The following is an 18805-nucleotide window of genomic DNA, read 5'->3' on the forward strand; positions in this document are numbered from 1 at the left end:
TTGCATGGCTCAATTTTTTATCCATCGCCCAATTTTCGCTTGGGTGATCGCACTGGTCATTATGTTGGCGGGGATTATCACGCTGACAAAAATGCCAGTTGCACAATATCCGACAATTGCCCCCCCCACGGTAACGATTTCTGCAACTTATCCTGGGGCTTCTGCACAAACCGTTGAAAATACGGTCACCCAAATCATTGAACAACAAATGAATGGTTTGGATGGTTTACGTTACATTTCATCGAATAGTGCGGGTAATGGTCAAGCATCAATTAACTTGAACTTCGCACAAGGTGTCGATCCAGATATCGCCCAAGTACAAGTTCAAAATAAACTGCAATCAGCAACAGCATTGTTACCTGCTGACGTACAACGTCAAGGTGTAAAAGTGACTAAGTCTGGTGCAAGCTTCTTGCAAGTTATTGCTTTTTACTCACCAGATAACAGCCTTTCTGCATCTGACATTAAAGACTATGTGAACTCAAATATTTCTGAGCCACTGAGTCGTGTGGCAGGTGTAGGTGAACTCCAAGTGTTTGGTGGTTCATATGCAATGCGTATCTGGTTAGATCCAGCAAAACTCACGAGCTTTAACCTAACGCCAAATGATGTTGCAACAGCCATTCGTGCACAAAACTCACAAGTTGCAGTTGGTCAGCTCGGTGGTGCGCCATCGACTGCGGGTCAAGTACTCAATGCAACCGTGAATGCACAAACCATGTTGCAAACTCCTGAACAATTTAAAAACATCTTCCTGAAAAATACGTCAGGTGGTGCTCAAGTTCGTTTAGGTGATGTTGCACGTGTGGAACTGGGTTCAGATAACTATCAATTCGACTCTAAATTTAATGGTAGTCCTGCAGGCGGTGTTGCAATCAAACTGGCAACAGGCGCCAACGCACTGGATACCGCTGCCGCAGTTGAAAAGCGTTTATCTGAGTTACGTCATAACTATCCAAGCGGTTTAAAAGACAAGCTTGCGTATGACACCACACCATTTATTCGTCTTTCGATTGAAAGTGTTGTCCATACGCTAATTGAAGCCGTTGTCTTGGTATTCATCGTGATGTTCTTGTTCTTACAGAACTGGCGCGCAACGATTATTCCAACATTGGCCGTACCTGTGGTTGTATTGGGTACATTTGCCGTGATTAATATCTTCGGCTTCTCAATCAACACCTTGACCATGTTCGCAATGGTACTGGCTATCGGTCTGTTGGTGGATGACGCCATCGTTGTCGTCGAGAACGTGGAACGGGTGATGCAGGAAGAACATCTGGAACCTGTCCCTGCGACTGAAAAGTCGATGAGTCAGATTTCGGGTGCCTTGGTCGGTATTACCAGTGTGTTAACAGCGGTATTCGTACCAATGGCGTTCTTTAGTGGAACCACTGGGGTGATTTATCGTCAATTCTCGATCACGCTGGTTACCGCGATGATCTTGTCTTTGATTGTAGCATTGACCTTTACCCCTGCCCTGTGTGCGACCTTGTTAAAACAACACGATCCAAACAAGCAGGAAAGCAACAATATTTTCGCGCGTTTCTTCCGCTGGTTTAACCGTAGCTTTGAAAAACTTTCAGAGAAATACCAAGGCGGCGTCAATCGTATGACCCACCACAAATTATTCTCTGGCGTACTTTATATTGTTGTCATCGCAGCTTTGGTTGGTATCTACAAAGTTTTACCATCTTCATTCTTGCCAGAAGAAGACCAAGGTGTGGTGATGACCTTAGTTCAGTTACCACCGAGCGCGAGCTTGGAACGTACCGATAAAGTCATTGATACCATGACGGGCTACTTCTTGAATAAGGAAAAAGAAAATGTAGAGTCAATCTTTACAGTTGCTGGTTTCTCATTCACTGGGGTGGGTCAAAACGCGGGTCTTGCCTTTATTAAATTAAAAGACTGGAGCGAACGTACCACACCAGAATCACAGATTGGTGCCATCATTCAACGTGGTATGGCATTGAACATGATTGTGAAAGATGCATCTTACATCATGCCATTACAGTTACCCGCAATGCCTGAATTGGGTGTCGCTTCTGGTTTCGATATTCAGTTGAAAGATGCAAGCGGTCAAGGGCATGAAAAACTGATTGCTGCACGTAATGCGATTTTAGGCATGGCGTCTCAAGACAAACGTCTTGCAGGTGTACGTCCAAATGGTCAAGAAGATACACCTCAGTACCAGATCACCATTGATCAAGCGCAAGCAGGTGCAATGGGTGTCAGTATTGCCGATATTAACAGCACCATGAGCATGGCTTGGGGTGGTTCGTATATCAATGACTTCGTTGACCGTGGTCGTGTGAAGAAAGTTTATGTCCAAGGTGAAGCGGATACCCGCATGATGCCTGAAGACTTGAACAAGTGGTATGTGCGTAACAATAAAGGCGAAATGGTTCCTTTCTCTGGCTTTGCCAAAGGTGAATGGACCTATGGTTCACCACGTTTAGAGCGTTATAACGGCGTATCATCTGTTAACATTCAAGGTACGCCTGCACCAGGTGTCAGCTCTGGTGATGCAATGTTGGCAATGGAAGAAATCATTGGTAAGTTACCTTCTATGGGCTTAACTGGTTTCGACTATGAATGGACAGGTTTATCTTTAGAAGAACGTGATTCTGGTAGCCAAACGGCTCCTCTATTGGTTCTTTCACTCTTGATCGTGTTCCTGTGTCTTGCTGCACTCTATGAAAGCTGGTCAGTACCTGTTTCGGTATTACTAGTTGTACCTTTAGGTATCGTGGGTGCATTTACCTTGACATGGTTAGGTATGCTGATTAAAGGTGATCCAAACTTATCCTTTAACATTTACTTCCAGGTTGCGATTGTTGCCGTAATTGGTCTATCCGCGAAGAATGCGATCTTGATCGTCGAATTTGCGAAAGAATTACAGGAACAAGGCGAAGAACTCTTTGAAGCAACACTGCATGCTGCGAAAATGCGTTTACGTCCAATCATCATGACCACATTGGCATTCGGTTTCGGTGTTTTACCACTCGCCCTTGCCAGTGGTGCTGGCGCAGGTAGCCAACACTCGGTCGGTTATGGTGTACTGGGTGGTGTAATTTCTTCAACACTTTTAGGTATTTTCTTCATCCCTGTATTCTTCGTGTGGATTCGTAGTATCTTTAAGTACAAACCTAAAACTTTAAATACTCAGGAGCATTGATCGTGATGCAAACTGTATGGTCTATTTCCAGTCGTGGCATTGCAATCTCTGCACTCGCGCTATCTTTGGCTGCCTGCCAAAGTATGCGCGGGCCAGAGCCTGTTGTAAGCTCAGATGTTCCTGAAAGCTTCGCCTCTTATGGCAATGCTTCTGGAAAATCAATCGCTGAACAAGGTTACAAAGATTTCTTTGCTGACCAGCGCTTACTTCAAGTAATTGATCTCGCGCTTGCCAATAACCGTGATTTACGTACTGCTACGTTGAATATCCAAAAAGCTCAGCAGCAATACCAGATCTCGGAAAACAACCAGTTACCAACGATTGGCGCAAGTGGGAGTGCGGTTCGTCAAGTGACCCCTACCCGTGATCCAAATAACCCGTATTCAACCTATCAAGTCGGCTTAGGTTTGACTGCATATGAGTTGGATTTCTGGGGTCGTGTACGTAGTTTGAAAGATGCTGCTCTGGATAGCTATCTTGCAACGCAAAGTTCACGTGATGCAACGCAGATCAGTTTAATCAGCCAAGTCACTCAAGCATGGTTAAACTACTCATACGCGAACGCACAATTGAAACTTGCGGATCAAACGCTGAAAGCTCAACAAGACTCGTTTAACTTGAACAAGAAACGTTTTGATGTGGGTATTGATAGCGAAATCCCAGTGCGCCAAGCACAAATTTCGGTTGAAACGGCACGTAATGATGTTGCGAACTACAAAACTCAAGTGGCTCAAGCACAAAACTTGTTGAACTTGCTTGTTGGTCAGCAAGTTCCTCAGAACTTGCTTCCTCAACAACAAGTGGCAAGTATCACGCAACAGAACGTGTTTAGCGCTGGCCTACCAAGTGACTTGCTTAACAACCGTCCAGATGTGAAAGCATCTGAATACCAGTTAAGTGCTGCCGGTGCGAATATTGGTGCTGCTAAAGCGCAACTGTTCCCAACCATTAGCTTAACCGGTTCTGCGGGTTATGCATCTACTGACTTGAGCGATCTGTTCAAAGCAGGCAATGGTGTCTGGTCTATTGGTCCAAGCCTGAATATCCCAATTTTTGACTGGGGTACACGTAAGGCCAATGTTAAGATCTCTGAAACTGATCAGAAAATTGCACTGGCTAATTATGAAAAATCAGTACAGTCCGCTTTCCGTGAAGTGAATGATGCTTTGGCAACGCGTGCCAACATTGGCGACCGTTTAACCGCTCAACGCCGTTTGGTTGATGCCACCAATACCACGTATAAACTTTCAAATGCCCGCTTCCGTGCTGGTATTGACAGCTATTTAACCGTATTGGATGCACAACGTTCTGCTTATTCAGCTGAACAAGGCTTATTGTTATTACAACAAGCAAACTTGAATAACCAAGTTGAACTGTACAAAACTTTAGGCGGTGGCCTCAAAGCGTCTAGCAGTGAAACGGTAACACATCAGCCATCTAGCGCTGAACAACATTACGCAAAAAAATAATTTCATCTTTTGCGAATAAAAAAGCTCACTTCGGTGAGCTTTTTTATTGCAAGCCTTGTCAATTTTTCTTATCTTCAAACTGAATATATTGATGATTTAGAAAATACAATGCTATTAAGTAGTTTAGAGTCTGTACCGGGCCATGAAATTTTACGCCAGCTAGATGTGGTGTATGGCAGTACTGTTCGCAGTAAACATGTCGGCCGTGATTTGATGGCAGGTTTAAAGAATATTGTGGGTGGTGAATTGACCGGTTATACCGAGTTGCTCGAAGAGTCACGCCAAGAAGCCACGCAGCGTATGATTGATAAGGCAAAAGCTTTAGGTGCCAATGCCATTGTTGGTATTCGTTTCTCCACTTCAAATATTGCCCAAGGCGCATCAGAATTATTTGTCTATGGCACAGCGGTGGTGGTACAACCCGTTGCACCTAAACGTCCTGATCCATTCGGCGCATAGGCAAAATTATGGATGGACTCATTTTTCAGATTGTCCTGTTTCTGATCCTATTTTCAGTCGGTTGGGGTTTTGGTCGTCATATCGAGCAAAAGCACTTACGTGAGCTAGACCAGAGAGAAAAGCAATTTGCACATATTCGCATTGATACCAATCGCTTTGTCGAAACCACAGCCTATGGGCAAATGATCAGTAGCAATGTGGTGATCTCCCACGATTATTTTAAATATGTACTGGCAACCATTCGCAACTTCTTTGGTGGACGTTTGGTCAGCTATGAAAGTGTGGTGGAACGTGCACGTCGTGAAGCCGTGGTTCGACTCAAGCAAGAAGCCCATGCCATGGGCGCCAACCAGATTATGGGCGTTCGACTCAGTACTACTGAATTAGGGATGCAAGGTGGAATGGTTGAAGTATTTGCCTATGGAACGGCAATCATCCATACACATTAAAAAAATCCTGTGTATGACACAGGATTTTTGCTTAGGATTCGGCAAAGATCGCTTGCCAATAATGATAGGTTTTCTCTTCCCCATCTTCTAACTTAAACTGGTATGACATCTGACGAGTTTCAGCAATTTCAAATTCAACAGGATGTTTAAATAAACCGCCTGCATAAGCAAAGGTATGGTACTCGCCGTTTTCACCACAGACATCAACTTCGCTTGGCATCCGTTCTATCAAATTTGCATCGATATCTTGGCCAATAAACGATTCATCTAGCTTACTGGCATCGGTCACGATGATTTTGGTTTGAATGCCTGAATCCAAGAAGTCTTGCATCACTTCAGTCGAGTTCAGGTTCCAGATTGGCTCAACCACTTCAATGCCTAAAGGATGCAAACGGTCTTCACGATATTTTCGTACATCGCTCAGGTAAATATCACCAAAGATAAAGTGCTCAACCCCCTGTGCCTTAAAATGATGGGCAGCATCTAACATACGTTGCTCATAGACAGGTAGATTTTTCGGCAAAAACACTGGATAAAGCGGAATGCCAATACTTGCAGCTTGCTTTTCAAGCAATGCATGTGGAATGGCATGCATGGACGACAACTCTGTTTCTTCATTGACCGTGGTTAATAAGGCAATCACCTCGAACTCGTCCTGCTGTAAGACTTTATACAATGCGAGGGATGAGTCTTTGCCACCGCTCCAATTAAAAACGGCTTTTTTGCGATTCTTCACAATCATTTCACTTTCATTTTGCGAATCATCTTATACAACAAGTTGGGTGACAATCGAGAAACCAACACCCCCAATTGTTCTTTTTTCCCACCAACCACAATATATTGCTCGCCTGCCATTAAGGATTCCACCACCCGTTCCGCAAATAGATCAGCATCTAAACCATTTTCAATGGCTTCATCCTGATGACCTTGGGGCTTGCCTTCACCATTGAGGGCATTAAAAGAGACATTGGTTTTAACAAAACCAGGAAACACCACTGAAACCTCAACCCCTTCTGGGGCAACTTCGGCACGCAGACTATTGGCCCACATATGAATCGCCGCCTTAGCCGCAGAATACGTGGCACGATATTGGGTGCCTAATAAGCCCGCGACACTGGAAACAAAGACCACACGACCCGACTTTTGTTGCAGCAAGGTCGGCAACACGGTTTTGGTAAAGAATACCTGTGAGAAATAATCGACTTCCATAATGGCACGTTCAGTGTGCATGGTGGTGTCCTGAATCAAGGCACGCTGACTCAAACCTGCATTATTGATCAGCCAGTCAATACGTCCTTTACAAGCCAAGACCTGTTCATGCGCATGGCGGACTTGAGCTTCATCAGTAATGTCCGCTGCAATCGAAAGATGCTGTTCAGGTTTCAGTAATCCAACTCTCACCGCTTCCAGTTCATCATAGCGACGTGAGGTCAGCACCACTTGTGCACCTTGTAATGCACATTCGCGGGCTAAAGCTTTGCCTAAACCAGACGAAGCACCCGTAATCCAGACCACTTTATTTTCAAGTGTTTTGAGTTTTGCCATTTCTAGGTCCTACCTATGCTTGATGACGCATAAATTTAAGGAAGTAATCCACATATGTTGCCGCGACTTGCTGATCAATTTGCGTGCCTAATTTTTCTAACCGCTTATAACCCAAATGTGTGGTCATATTAATCACGCCATTCAGGGTTTTATCCACCACAAAATTGAATTTAAGGCATTTCTTCGGTTCTCGGATCAAATGAGTGACGCCAACATCAATGACTTCTGTAAGCAATTTAAGCGCATTGGAAATTTCAGCATGATCGCCACCCGCCAATTTTTGGCTTGAATTTCTAACTTGCTGCGCCAAATGCGGCGCTACAGGATAGGTCATATAGATGGTTTCATCTTCAATTTGTAGCGTCTTCGAAAGATACTCAACCAAAGGAATTAAACGGTCATTGCCAAAAAACGAGATCGACCACGGCATATATTTACGAATCGCATCTAAAATTTGCTGGATGACTTTTTCCGATTCACCCGTTTGCGAATACTGCTGATTCTCTTGGAGCAGTACCGTAAACACTTGTTCAATCACTTCACATGCCATTTCCGACAATACACTGCCTAAAGCATTGGCCTGACTTTCTTTACTTCCTTGCAATAATTGCGTCCGAATATGTGCAAAACGTGCATAAGTATCCGCATGAATATTTAAAAAAACGGCGGTATTCATTCTAATAACCCTAGTTCTTGGATCACATAAAAAAGAGCTTGTTCAACAAGCCCTTTTATCAGATCAATTTTTCTATCATTTTTGGCGTTGTACCCGCCGAATTTAGCACACTCTATTCTGTATCGACATGCATAAATGCTAAAAAATGATTGACACAATCGGTTGCCGCATCGCTATCCACTTGATTGCCCATTTTCTCTAATCGCTTATAACTTAAATGTGCAGTCATATTGATCACTCCATTTAAGGTTTTATCCACCACGCTATTAAAGTTGAGACATTTTTTCGGTTCACGAATCAAACTGGTCACCCCCAAATCCACGATTTGAATCAAGGTTTGGAACACATCGACCATATCACTGATTTCATTATTCTTGAGTTGCGTGACCAAACGGTTTGCCTGCTGCACCAGTTGTCGATCAATCGGATAAGACACATAAACCTGCTCATCGTGATACTTGATCATATTGGAAAAATAATTGGCAAAGGGACAAAGACGCTCATTCCCAAATAAAGCAATCGACCACGGCATATATTTACGCACCGCCCCAATGATCTGTTGAATAATTTTTTCAGATTCCGCGGTATTTTTCTGGGTGAGCTGCGTCGGCTGGCGATTTTGAATCAATAGTACTGCAAACACTTGCTCGACAATCTCACAGGCAATTTCTGACAGTACCTCACCCAAGATACGTGATTGGCTTTCATGCGTGCCAGCATTCAGTTGTTGGCGGATGCTTTCAAATTGTCCATGTGTGACGTCATTAATTTTCAACAGGATTGAATAAGTCATGAGCAACATCCCTTTTTAGTTTTTCACATTTTTATATTGTTGTTTTAAGCATCAATATTTTTTAAGTTATGTGATGCACCACACAAATCTAATCTTATTTGTATAAAAATCCAACACCTTTCATCGGCTTTTTTAGAAAAATTTGAATGCTATAAGGACTTTATCTTGATTGGCTATACGATTTCATTCAATCAGCAGCGTTTCATAAAGAAACGCTAAATTCATTCTCCAGAACAGCTCAAGAAACACAGATTTAGCTATTATTTAGGCAGCTTTTATCATTCACCTCATGCAGGGCTGAAATGCCTACAGAAGTGAGGATTTTTTGCTACAATAGATCTAATTTTTTATTCAATTTTAATCTTCTGTACTATGACTGACGCTCAATCTGCTCAAAATATTGCAACCACTTACGATCCAACCGAGATCGAAAAGAAATGGTATCAAATCTGGGAACAACAAGGTTATTTCAAACCCTCAGGTCAAGGTGAATCATTCTGTATCATGATTCCACCACCGAACGTCACGGGTAGCTTGCACATGGGACATGGCTTTAACAATGCCATCATGGATGCACTGACCCGTTACAATCGTATGATGGGTAAAAATACCTTATGGCAGCCAGGAACTGACCATGCGGGGATTGCAACGCAGATGGTGGTCGAGCGTCAATTGGGTGCACAAGGTATCAGCCGTCATGACTTAGGTCGTGAAAAATTCATCGAAAAAATTTGGGAATGGAAAGAGCAATCAGGCGATACCATCACCCGTCAGATCCGTCGTTTAGGTTCTTCAGTCGACTGGTCACGCGAACGCTTCACTATGGATGAAGGTTTGTCCAATGCAGTCAAAGAAGTTTTCGTAAAACTGCATGAAGATGGCTTGATCTACCGTGGCAAACGTCTGGTCAACTGGGATCCGAAACTACAAACGGCGCTATCAGACTTAGAAGTTGAATCGGATAAAGAAGAAGCAGGTTCATTGTGGCACTTCAAATACTTCTTTGAAGATAAAAACCTACGTACCCATGATGGTAAAGACCATATCGTTGTTGCTACCACTCGTCCTGAAACCTTGTTAGGTGATACTGCTGTTGCTGTGGCACTGGATGATGAACGCTATACCCACCTTGTGGGTCAGAACATTATCCTGCCAATTACAGGTCGTGCTGTACCAATCGTTAAAGACGAATACGTAGATAAAGAATTCGGTACAGGCTGTGTGAAAATCACCCCTGCGCACGACTTTAATGACTATGAAGTCGGTAAGCGTTGTGAATTACCAATCATCAATATCTTCAATAAAAATGCAGAAGTATTGGCTGAATTTGAATACATCGCCAAAGCAGGCGAGCAAATTTCTAAAACCATCCCAGCCCCTGCGGACTATGTTGGTTTAGAGCGTTTTGCAGCACGTAAAAAACTGGTTGAACAAGCAGAAGCGGAAGGTTGGTTAGATCAAATTCAACCTTATACACTTAAACCACCTCGCGGTGACCGTTCAGGTGTAATCGTTGAACCATTATTGACAGACCAATGGTATGTAAAAATTGCTCCATTGGCGCAACCCGCAATTGAAGCGGTTCAAGATGGCCGTATCAAGTTTGTTCCCGAACAGTACAGCAACATGTACATGGCGTGGATGAACAACATCCAAGACTGGTGTATCTCTCGTCAGCTTTGGTGGGGTCACCGTATCCCAGCTTGGTACGACGCTGAAGGCAACATCTATGTGGGTCGTGACGAGGCGGAAGTTCGTGCCAAAAACAACATCCCTGCTGATGTTGTGTTAAACCAAGATGAAGACGTATTGGATACATGGTTCTCTTCTGCGCTGTGGACCTTCTCAACTTTAGGTTGGACGGGCGATGCCAAGAAAGATGCGGAAAACTATTTCCTCAATACCTTCCACCCAACTGATGTATTGGTGACTGGTTTTGACATCATCTTCTTCTGGGTTGCTCGTATGATTATGTTTACGATGCACTTCATGAAGAATGAAGATGGTACGCCACAAGTACCGTTTAAAACGGTCTATGTTCACGGTCTGGTTCGTGATGGCGAAGGTCAAAAAATGTCGAAGTCTAAGGGCAATGTGCTTGACCCACTGGACTTGATTGATGGTGTTGACCTTGAGACTTTGGTACAAAAACGTACGACAGGTCTGATGAACCCGAAACAAGCGGCGAAGATTGAGAAATCAACCCGTAAAGAATTCCCAGAAGGCATTCAAGCTTACGGTACTGACGCAGTTCGTTTCACCTTCTGTGCGCTTGCAAATACAGGTCGTGACATTAAGTTCGACATGAAACGTGTTGAAGGCTACCGTAACTTTGCCAACAAGATCTGGAACGCAACCCGTTTCGTATTGATGAATGTTGAAGGTCAAACGGTTGCTCAAGAAGCGCGTCCAGAGCTTTGGGAACTTCCAGAAAAATGGATCATGAGCCGTCTGCAAAGAGCAGAAGCTGCGGTACATCAAGCATTTGCTACGTATCGTTTAGACCTTGCTGCACAAGCGATCTATGACTTTATCTGGAATGAATACTGTGACTGGTATGTTGAGTTAACCAAACCAGTGCTGAACGATGCCAATGTATCAGAAGAGCGTAAAGCGGAAGTTCGCCGTGTATTACTTGCCGTGATGGAAACATCTTTACGTTTGGCTCATCCTTTGATGCCGTACTTAACTGAAGAAATCTGGCAAACCCTTGCGCCAATGTTAGGCAAAGGTGGTGCTACGATTATGACTGCGCAATATCCTGTGCCTGATCAAGCGAAGGTCAATGATCAAGCTGAAGCAGATATGCAGTGGTTACAAGGTTTGATTGGTGCGGTACGTAATATTCGTGGTGAAATGGGCTTAGGTAATGCGCGTTTATTGCCTGTATTACTCAAAAACATTTCTGATGCTGAGCGCGAGCAAATCATCCGTATTGAAGCTTTATTCAAAGCATTGGCTAAAGTTGAAAGCATTGAGTTCTTAAGCAATGAGCAAGAACCTCCGTTGTCTTGTTCTAGCGTTGTCAGCCATGCTTCGGTATTTGTACCAATGAAAGGCTTGATTGATCCTAAAGCTGAATTAGGTCGTTTGCAGAAGGACTTGGATAAAGTTCAAAAGCAACATGATCAAATTGCCAATAAACTTTCGAATGAAGGTTTTGTTGCTAAAGCACCAGCAGCGGTTGTTGAAGGTGAAAAGGTTAAATTGGCTGAGTTTGCTGATCAGTTAGCGAAAATTAAACAAAGTATGGAACAGATTGCTGCTCTGTAAAGTATTGTAATCTTAAAATTAATATGTAATATAAAGGGCTGATTATTCAGCCCTTTATATTAAAAATAAATCTAAGTTTTTAGGTTAATAAATTCCTTTCAAGTTGCGAAATGTCGCCCCTATAACTAACATGCGATATTCCCTCTCCTTGTAGGAAAGGGTTAGGGAGAGGTCTTATTAGAAAGCGAACAACATCTATTCCATAAATCATCCAAAACTCTCTCAGTATTTTTTAAAATCTCATGATTCCAATACCGTACTACTTTTAAATCCGAAGCCTCTAAAAACTTGGTTCGTTCAGCGTCATATTCTTTTCCATCATCAGTGCCGTGCTGACTGCCATCTAACTCAATCACCAAGCCCAATTCATGACAGTAAAAATCCACAATATAAGGCGCAATCACATGCTGTCTGCGAAATTTCAGATTCATAAATCGTTTAGCCCGAAGTAATTGCCACATTAGATGTTCTGCATCAGTTGCATTACTTCGCATAGCTTTGGCGAATTCTAATAATTGTGGGTCTAGTTTCATTTATTATTTTCCATTTTAATTACCCTCACCCCAGCCCTCTCCCTGAGGGAGAGGGAGCATCCTTTGTGAATTTGATAGTTATTCGATACGCAACATGCCCTCTCCTTCTAGGAGAGGGTTAGGGAGAGGTTACAACACCCCATGCCCCAACAATATCTCCACCCCACTCACCTTCTTCATATGCTTTAAACGTTCCTTTTCCCACTTCAATTGCTGCTTTAACTCAGCACAATCCGCATCTATCGCTTTATATACATCACCAATATGCACATGCTCTGCTTTGACTTTTTTCGCCAACTGAAAAGAATCCAAAATCTCATCAATTTGGCTTTCAAGCTGCTGACTCTGTGCATCCAAAGCCAATTTATAAAACTTGACTTGCTCCGCTGATAACGCTTTAGCTCCAACACCTTTATTCTGTTCAAGCTGTAATTGAAGCTTGAGTAAATAAAACAAATCCTGCTGTTCATAAGCCTGACTTGCCTGCTGGAACAACTCAGTTTTTTCTTCTTTTTTGGTCTCGTCTTGCTCACGGTCAGGATGAATCATCGCAGCAATTTTTAAATAGACCGTTTTCAACGACTGCGCTGCCATCTGCTCAGCTTGTTCACGTTTCTGCTGCTGTCGAAGTTGTTTAGCTTGTTCTCGGGCTTGCTGCTGTTCAGCCGCATATTGCTCAAAGTCATCCTCTTCTTCTAGTGTCATACTTTGCTCAGAATTTTCATCCTGTTCCAACCTTATTGGCTGTACTTTTTTAGTCTTTTTAGCCAATTGCTGGGAATGTTGCTGATAAAACGTATCGATCTGCTTGACCAGATTTAACTGTTCATCACTCAACATCTTGGAACGCTTTAACATTTGAGCAAGCTGGGCAATTTTTTCATCCAGTTGCTGCATATCAGTTTTGGAAAACTCATGCTGTTGTAACAGCGCCCAAAGTTGATCTAACTGCTGAAACAAGATCTCATGCAATTCGCTATACACAGGCATCAGCTTTTGCCGTGTATGTTGTTGAATCTCAGCTTGCGCATTCTGCCATGTGGCAAGGCTGATTTTTTGCTGTTCTATTTGATCAATCAGGCGATTCAGCTTTTTCTGCTGTGAGGAAGGTTCAGCCCTTTGCTTTAAACTGACTTTAAGATCAAAAGACATCACGCATCTGCCTAAAAATTAAAAAGTGTAGCAATAATCAGCCAACAAAGTCAGCAAACACTTTCAATATCGTGTTTGGATAAACGAGTCACTTAACTAAGCTTTACTCATCGCCAAATAAGGCATTGGCTGAAACGACTTTGGTGATTTTAACTTTATCTTGTTTCAGCAAGGGATAGATTTTTTGTCTAAGTGCATCACTGGTCATCGTGCCATTCAAATTCAGTAACACAGGCTCTTCACTCAATGACCCTTTGCCCAAGTACTCTTGATTCAAATCATTGGTGGTTGCTTGATTCACCACCACAAAATATCCCGAAATGCCTTTGACCTGACCACAAGCCAAACTTTGTGGTGACCAATCCCCTTGGCGAATCACTTTTTGCAACTTATAACCTTTGCTTTTTAATTGCTGCGTTTGTACTGCGGTTGCAATTGGAAAATCAATCCGCTTTTGCTGTCCTTTCCAATTCACCAGCAAATGACTGGATTGGCAAGATTCACGCATGACGCCACCACTTCCTCTCAGCGCGCCTTCATCTGGATCAAAACAGGATGAAATCACTTGAAAAGTCGCTTCACCACAATGCAACGGCTCAGATTGATAGGTCTTGAATGGCGTTGCTTGGGCGTGGCTCAACTGAGTTAAACAGACTGATAAAAGGCAAAAGCTGACGAATTTATTGTTCATATGAAGTCGTATTAGAATTAAAGGCTGGTTCATTCTAACTCAAAAAATATCGACTAAAGAAAGTTCTCATACTCCTCAATTTGAATTAAACATTAAAAATGACAGATCCAACTTTTAAGCTAAAATCTGTTATATACATCATCATTTAAATACTCAAATTGTATGAAGAATAAAGTCCTATTACTCACCTCATTTATTTTGCTCGCTGGATGTAATGAAAAACCAAAAACATCAGCAGAAAGCGATCAACCCATTCAAAAGGCAGCTCAACAGACTCAAGCCGTGTCAGAACCTGTGCTTATTGCTGCTACACCCGAATCCGATTATCTCGCCAATAATTCAACCCCACTACCAAAAGGCTATTCAGTCGATACAACCCATCTCAAAAAGCCTTTGTTTATTGACTTTGATGGCGATGGAAATCTGGATACCTTTCGAGTGCTGAAAAACCCAAATAAAAAAGGAATGAAATATCTCTTTGAATTCCGTATCTCAAATAGCGACAAAGTTTATTATTACGAAAATACAGATAAAGATTATGACCTCGATATTTTCGGAACTTTTGAAGTTGCACCTAAAACAGATATTTACGTGGATGAAGATTATCGCTTTGATGAAGATGGAAATATCTTAGCTGATGAGCAAATTGACCCAAAACATTATCTAAAGTTCAAAGGTGATGGTATTTCTGTCAATGTTTTAGAAGAAACCTGTGCAACATCTGTGTTTTTCTTAACAGATGAAAAAATTAAACGCATTGCGCTGTGCTAACTCATCACTGTCATTTCATAAAAAACCGCTCAATTGAGCGGCTTTTTTAATCACATACACAGCTTATTGTGCGGTATATCCCCCATCCATCACTACCGCCTGCCCTGTAATCCCTGCCCCTTTGTTGCTGGCTAGGAAAATCGCATAGTCGGCAATTTCCTCCACGCTGAGTAAACGCTTCTGCGGCACCATGGCTAAAATCACATCCTCCAAAGCACTTTCCAGACTCACATTACGGGTTTTGGCCAAGTCCGCAATTTGCCCACGCACCAATGGTGTATCCACATAGCCTGGGCAGAGTGCATTCACGGTAATCCCGTCACGGGCGCATTCCAAAGCTGCCACTTTGGTCAAGCCAATCACCCCATGCTTGGCACTGTTATACCCCGCCTTCCCTGCAAAACCAATCAAGCCATTGATCGAAGACATATTGATAATCCGACCATATTTTTGCGCTTTCATAATCGGAAACACATGTTTAATCCCGATAAATGAGCCTGTCAGCATTACCTGTACCAGTTTCTGATAAATCTCGGTTGAGAAATCTTCAATCGCTGCAACATGCTGAAAACCCGCATTATTGATCAGGATATCCAGACGACCAAAGCTTTGCATGGTCAAATCAATCGCGGCTTTATAAGCTTGTTCATCTGTTACATCACAAGGCGCAGACAAAGCGTCAAAACCTTGCTGTTTTAACTGCTCAACCGCTTGCTGACATTTCTCTGCATTGACATCAGAAATCACCACTTTCGCGCCTTCCTGAGCAAATTTTTTCGCAATTTCTAAACCAATGCCACTGGCTGAACCGGTAATAAAGGCCACTTTGGCTTCGAGTTGTTGAGTCATTGTGCTACTCCTGTTCTTGATCATTTTGATTGCTTGCCAGTCAATACGGACAAGCTGAAATTAAAATTTGCCTTACACAATACCGAACCATGTAAATGCAGCAATCACCACAAAGACTGCCAAGGTTTTAATAATGGTGACTGCAAAAATATCTTTATAGGATTGTTTATGAGTTAAACCTGTAACGGCGAGCAAGGTAATCACTGCGCCATTATGCGGTAGCGTATCCATACCGCCCGATGCCATCGCCACCACACGATGCATCACTTCAGGGGGAATGCCCGCAGCCACAATAGCGGCATTGTAGGTTTCTGCCATCGCGCTCAAAGCAATACTCATCCCACCCGAGGCTGAACCGGTAATCCCTGCCAATACTGTCGTAGTCACAGCACCATTGACCAAAGGATTGGTAAAAGTGGTACCCAATGCGTGGCTGATCAAAGCAAAGCCCGGTAATGCCGCAATAATCGCACCGAAACCATACTCCGATGCAGTATTCATTACTGCCAATAATGAACCACTGATACTGGCATTGACGCCTTCTTTAAAGTTAGTTACCACGCGCTGATAATCAAATAAAATCGCGGCAATAATCCCGACAATCAAGGCCAACCCGACTGCCCAAATCGCCCCAGTTTTTGCTACATCAACCGTGTAGTTGGCTAAACCAATTGCATTAAAATCAAAGCCATTCGGATACCATTCTTTGATGGCTGTAGATAGATAACGGTTCATTACCGCAACCAGAATCAATGGCACAAAGGCCATACATTGACGTAATACCGAACCATTGCCTTGCGAAGACTCATTAACATCGGCAGCCGTTTGCGTGGCTGCATCTTCAGCAGCAAAACCAGCATAACCTTCACCTGCACGGGCCGCAGCTTTACGGCGTGATTCCAGATACAGTAGCCCCATGCTCAAGACGAAAATCGCCCCAATGACACCCAAAAACGGTGCTGCATAAATATTGGTGCCAAAGAATGTGGTTGGAATCACGTTCTGAATTTGTGGTGTACCCGGCAAGGCATCCATGGTGAATGTAAACGCACCTAGGGCAATGGTGCCGGGAATCAAACGTTTTGGAATATTGGCTTGTTGGAATAACTGATTGGCAAATGGATAAATCGCAAATACCGCCACAAATAGACTGACACCGCTATAAGTCAAAATGGCACCAAGCAACACCACGGTTAAAATGGCTTTCTTTGCACCAATTAAATTGACAATGGTACGGGCAATCGACTCAGCAATACCCGACATTTCCACCACTTTGCCAAAGATCGCACCCAGTAAGAACACCAAGAAATAGTCTTTAATGAAATTAACCATCTTCGGCATAAAAATGCCTGAATAAAACGGCAGTACATTGGCGGGGTTGATCAGAAAAACCGCCAGCAATGCGCACAACGGCGCCATTAAAATCACGGAAAAACCGCGATAGGCGGTGTACATCAGCAAGCCTAAAGACAGCAGAATGACAAATAAGTCCCACATATTCTTTTACTCCATTCCAAAGAATATATGTCAGGGTCAACCAAATTATTTTTTTTATACTGTGTGGTGGTTATCCTAACCATAAATAAAATTAAAATACTGCGAACCACAGTACAGAATCTAAAACAATGACGCATACTAAAACGTATTTTAAAATAGCATTAAAATCATAAAAAACAAGATGATTAAAACAAAATAAAATATTTAAATTATATTTAAAAATCAATGCTATACAAAAATACAGATCTAAAAATTTAATTGATTAATAAAATAAATTAACTGATCAAAAATACTCATCAATCCCATCAAGTTATATTTAGCTTATTCTTTTTAAAATCCATGTTTCGATATTGAGATAAAACAAATGGATAATCATTTGTCGTATTGTTAAAAATAAACAGCTTGCCTCGCCTCAACGAATTAACAAAAATGCCAGTCACAATGTGCTGTTTTTTTTATAAATTACAGCATATAAATCAAAAACTTTCCGCATAGGTCGTCCACCATGACTTTAAAGCAACTCAAAGCATTTCTGGCTTTGACTCGTACTCTGAATTATGCAAATGCCTCTGCTGAATTGCATCTCAGTCAATCTGCTTTAAGTCTCAGTATCAAATCACTAGAAGAAGAACTCGGCGGCAAACTGTTTAAGCGCAATACCCGTCGGGTTGAACTGACACAGGAAGGAAAATCATTGATTCCCTATGCCAAGAAATTACTGGCCAATTGGGAAGATATGGAAAAAGACGTTAAACAACGTTTTAAACTCAATCGCGGCACACTGAATATTGCCTCGATGCCCTTTGTCACCCATGCGATTTTGCCGCAAGTCATTCATAGCTTTTTAGCCAAGCATCCCAATATCAGTTTTTCTATTCATGACATTCCCAATGAAAAAGTATTGGAAAACGTTCAGGATGGCATTTTTGAAATTGGGATCTGCTTTGAACCACCACGCAATGATCAACTGGAATTTAAACCTTTATTTGAGGAAGATTTCCTTGCGCTCTTACCGAAAACACATCCACTAGCAAACGCGGATTCGATCAGTTGGAAACAACTCTGTGCCAATCCCTTTGTGACCTTACAACATCCCTCGATTGTTCGTCATCTAATTGAAGAAAACTGTCTCAAAAACCATCTGACTTTAGATTTAAAAGTCGAATGTCATCAAATCAGCTCCCTCTCCAGCTTTGTGGCATTGGATATGGGGGTCAGTGCCATCCCCCGTCATTTTCAAAATTTTATCGACAAGGAACATAATGTCTTAATCGAAATTGAGGATGGCAAACTGCCGCAAGCGATTGGCATTGTCTATAAAAAAAACTTTGAGCTTTCCAATATCTCAGCCGAGTTTATCGAGATCTTGCTACAACATGATTTTGGCTAACCCTGATTAACTGCTACACGAAGACAGACTCGCTCCGTCATCCTGCTCTTTTGAGTGAAATAGATGAAATTTGTTGTATT

General features: G+C 42.5%; 16 protein-coding genes. 7 read left to right on the forward strand and 9 right to left on the reverse strand.

What is annotated here, in order from left to right; genetic code table 11:
* Positions 1 to 4 precede the first annotated feature (4 nt).
* The 4 genes from adeJ (at position 5) to F993_RS18165 (ending at position 5555) form a co-directional block, all read left to right on the forward strand.
* Complete coding sequence (adeJ, locus tag F993_RS18180) at positions 5 to 3178, forward strand: multidrug efflux RND transporter permease subunit AdeJ (protein WP_004652236.1); 3174 nt, start codon at positions 5 to 7, stop codon at positions 3176 to 3178.
* Between the two features lie 5 nt (positions 3179 to 3183).
* Positions 3184 to 4647, forward strand: coding sequence for a multidrug efflux RND transporter AdeIJK outer membrane channel subunit AdeK (gene adeK, locus F993_RS18175; RefSeq protein ID WP_004652237.1), 1464 nt, complete (start codon positions 3184 to 3186; stop codon positions 4645 to 4647).
* 108 nt (positions 4648 to 4755) lie between these two features.
* Positions 4756 to 5106 carry a YbjQ family protein gene (locus F993_RS18170; RefSeq protein ID WP_032812351.1) on the forward strand — a complete coding sequence of 117 codons (351 nt, stop codon included), beginning with the start codon at positions 4756 to 4758 and terminating at the stop codon, positions 5104 to 5106.
* Positions 5107 to 5114: 8 nt separating this feature from the next.
* Entirely contained in the window at positions 5115 to 5555 is a 441-nt protein-coding gene (locus tag F993_RS18165; protein ID WP_004652239.1) for a YbjQ family protein, read from the forward strand.
* A gap of 31 nt (positions 5556 to 5586) precedes the next feature.
* On the opposite strand, the gene F993_RS18160 is transcribed toward F993_RS18165, so the two are convergent.
* The 4 genes from F993_RS18160 to F993_RS18145 form a co-directional block, all read right to left on the reverse strand.
* Positions 5587 to 6297: a Dph6-related ATP pyrophosphatase gene (locus F993_RS18160; RefSeq protein WP_004652240.1), complete on the reverse strand. Its 711-nt coding sequence runs from the start codon at positions 6295 to 6297 to the stop codon at positions 5587 to 5589.
* A complete protein-coding gene (locus tag F993_RS18155) occupies positions 6294 to 7100 on the reverse strand; it encodes an SDR family NAD(P)-dependent oxidoreductase (RefSeq protein ID WP_004652241.1) in 807 nt (268 codons plus the stop codon). The genes F993_RS18160 and F993_RS18155 overlap by 4 nt, the downstream gene beginning before the upstream one ends.
* A gap of 13 nt (positions 7101 to 7113) precedes the next feature.
* Positions 7114 to 7776, reverse strand: a complete 663-nt coding sequence (locus F993_RS18150) for a hypothetical protein (RefSeq protein WP_004652242.1) — start codon at positions 7774 to 7776, stop codon at positions 7114 to 7116.
* A gap of 112 nt (positions 7777 to 7888) precedes the next feature.
* Positions 7889 to 8569: a hypothetical protein gene (locus tag F993_RS18145; RefSeq protein ID WP_004652244.1), complete on the reverse strand. Its 681-nt coding sequence runs from the start codon at positions 8567 to 8569 to the stop codon at positions 7889 to 7891.
* 372 nt (positions 8570 to 8941) lie between these two features.
* Between F993_RS18145 and F993_RS18140 the strand changes: the two genes are divergently transcribed.
* Positions 8942 to 11842, forward strand: coding sequence for a valine--tRNA ligase (locus F993_RS18140; RefSeq protein ID WP_004652245.1), 2901 nt, complete (start codon positions 8942 to 8944; stop codon positions 11840 to 11842).
* Positions 11843 to 12003: 161 nt separating this feature from the next.
* Here the strand turns inward: F993_RS18140 and F993_RS18135 are convergent, their stop codons facing one another.
* From F993_RS18135 to F993_RS18125, 3 genes are all read right to left on the reverse strand, one after another.
* On the reverse strand, positions 12004 to 12375 hold the full coding sequence (locus tag F993_RS18135; protein WP_004652246.1) for an endonuclease domain-containing protein: 372 nt from the start codon (positions 12373 to 12375) through the stop codon (positions 12004 to 12006).
* 129 nt (positions 12376 to 12504) lie between these two features.
* Positions 12505 to 13527 (reverse strand): coiled-coil domain-containing protein, encoded by a 1023-nt coding sequence (locus tag F993_RS18130; RefSeq protein ID WP_004652247.1) that lies wholly within the window; start codon positions 13525 to 13527, stop codon positions 12505 to 12507.
* Positions 13528 to 13630: 103 nt separating this feature from the next.
* Positions 13631 to 14218 (reverse strand): hypothetical protein, encoded by a 588-nt coding sequence (locus tag F993_RS18125; RefSeq protein ID WP_032812328.1) that lies wholly within the window; start codon positions 14216 to 14218, stop codon positions 13631 to 13633.
* Positions 14219 to 14380: 162 nt separating this feature from the next.
* On the opposite strand from F993_RS18125, the gene F993_RS18120 reads away from it, so the two are divergent.
* Complete coding sequence (locus F993_RS18120; RefSeq protein WP_004652250.1) at positions 14381 to 14989, forward strand: hypothetical protein; 609 nt, start codon at positions 14381 to 14383, stop codon at positions 14987 to 14989.
* Between the two features lie 63 nt (positions 14990 to 15052).
* Here the strand turns inward: F993_RS18120 and F993_RS18115 are convergent, their stop codons facing one another.
* Together F993_RS18115 and F993_RS18110 are read right to left on the reverse strand one after the other, a co-directional pair.
* A complete protein-coding gene (locus F993_RS18115) occupies positions 15053 to 15838 on the reverse strand; it encodes a 3-hydroxybutyrate dehydrogenase (RefSeq protein WP_004652251.1) in 786 nt (261 codons plus the stop codon).
* Between the two features lie 72 nt (positions 15839 to 15910).
* The gene (locus tag F993_RS18110; protein WP_004652252.1) at positions 15911 to 17335 is read right to left on the reverse strand and encodes a GntP family permease; all 1425 of its coding nucleotides are present in this window, start codon (positions 17333 to 17335) and stop codon (positions 15911 to 15913) included.
* A 505-nt stretch (positions 17336 to 17840) separates the two neighbouring features.
* Here F993_RS18110 and F993_RS18105 point away from each other — a divergent pair.
* Entirely contained in the window at positions 17841 to 18725 is an 885-nt protein-coding gene (locus F993_RS18105; RefSeq protein ID WP_004652253.1) for a LysR family transcriptional regulator, read from the forward strand.
* The last annotated feature ends 80 nt before the right edge of the window (positions 18726 to 18805 follow it).

The sequence above is a fragment of the Acinetobacter proteolyticus genome (assembly GCF_000367945.1).
In the GTDB taxonomy this organism is placed as follows: domain Bacteria; phylum Pseudomonadota; class Gammaproteobacteria; order Pseudomonadales; family Moraxellaceae; genus Acinetobacter; species Acinetobacter proteolyticus.